The following is a 907-nucleotide window of genomic DNA, read 5'->3' as shown; positions in this document are numbered from 1 at the left end:
ATTTTGTGATAAAAACCACATTGAAATTAAAAACGCTTCTGTACGGTCCATTTTGAGGCAAATAAACCCATTGGTAAAGTTATGGATTTAGATAGGGGATATTAAACCAGATGTTTTTAAAAAAACGTAAACAGAAGGGGGGAAAAAAGTTCGTTGCAACGGCGGTGGGGCATGCCCCATGGGGATTAGGGGTAGCAGAGTATTTTTACAATCTTTACGAATATGATGATGGTACAAGAGAATATGAGGAATTCGATGGTGGTCAGTATCATGAGATGCCTGAGAATGTTGATTACAGTACCAAGGCTCAAGTGAAAGCGTGGATTTATGGGGGCGGTATTCCGAAAAGCGTTCTCAATTACGAACCTCTCATAGATGAGATCAATAAAGAGATCAAAAAATTATCAAAAACCGCAGGAAATAAATATGTTTACAGATAAGCAGCTAAGAGCCTTGTTTGGTATTATAATTTTTATATTTTTATGCTTTTTAGAAATTAAAAAAAATCCCTATTTTATCCAAGGTATTTTGATATTTGCATCTTTTGGTTTGATAATAATAACAAATATTTTTGTAATTTTATGCAATTCTCATATTCCTTTTGAGTTGCAGAACAATCCAAAATATAAAGATGATGATACAACAGGTTGGAAGATATTAACACGTGATTTACAACAGTATATGCACCGACTTTTAAAGCTAATAAGTTTAGCACTTGTCGTTTTAATTTTTCCAAATAGTTATACTGTATTTTGGTATTTAGATATCGTTTTTTGGTACTTTTTTTTAGTTTATTCATTCTTTCTCATGTTGCATACACGCAGTTTAATAAACATGTCCATTTACGCACTACATTTTTATACTAAAAACCAAAAGTAAAATTTAAAATCACTTGGTATTCAATTAG

Annotated in this window: 2 protein-coding genes; both read left to right on the top strand. The window is 31.6% G+C overall.

What is annotated here, in order from left to right; translation table 11 throughout:
* The first annotated feature begins 110 nt into the window (after positions 1-110).
* Positions 111-440 carry a hypothetical protein gene (locus ACFINY_RS09785; protein ID WP_375613775.1) on the top strand — a complete coding sequence of 110 codons (330 nt, stop codon included), beginning with the start codon at positions 111-113 and terminating at the stop codon, positions 438-440.
* Positions 427-879: a hypothetical protein gene (locus ACFINY_RS09780; protein ID WP_375610908.1), complete on the top strand. Its 453-nt coding sequence runs from the start codon at positions 427-429 to the stop codon at positions 877-879. Before ACFINY_RS09785 ends, ACFINY_RS09780 begins: the two co-directional genes overlap by 14 nt.
* Positions 880-907 lie beyond the last annotated feature (28 nt).

Source organism: Bartonella sp. AA23NXGY (genome assembly GCF_042197165.1).
GTDB lineage: Bacteria > Pseudomonadota > Alphaproteobacteria > Rhizobiales > Rhizobiaceae > Bartonella.
The sequence above is the reverse complement of the archived record's forward strand: the minus strand, read 5'-3'. Positions and strand labels throughout refer to the sequence as shown.

What these genes read in the sequence shown, in the direction of transcription:
- ACFINY_RS09780 (WP_375610908.1), top strand. Translation starts at nt 427, where the DNA reads ATGTTTACAGATAAGCAGCTAAGAGCCTTGTTTGGTATTATAATTTTT.
- ACFINY_RS09785 (WP_375613775.1), top strand. Translation starts at nt 111, where the DNA reads ATGTTTTTAAAAAAACGTAAACAGAAGGGGGGAAAAAAGTTCGTTGCA.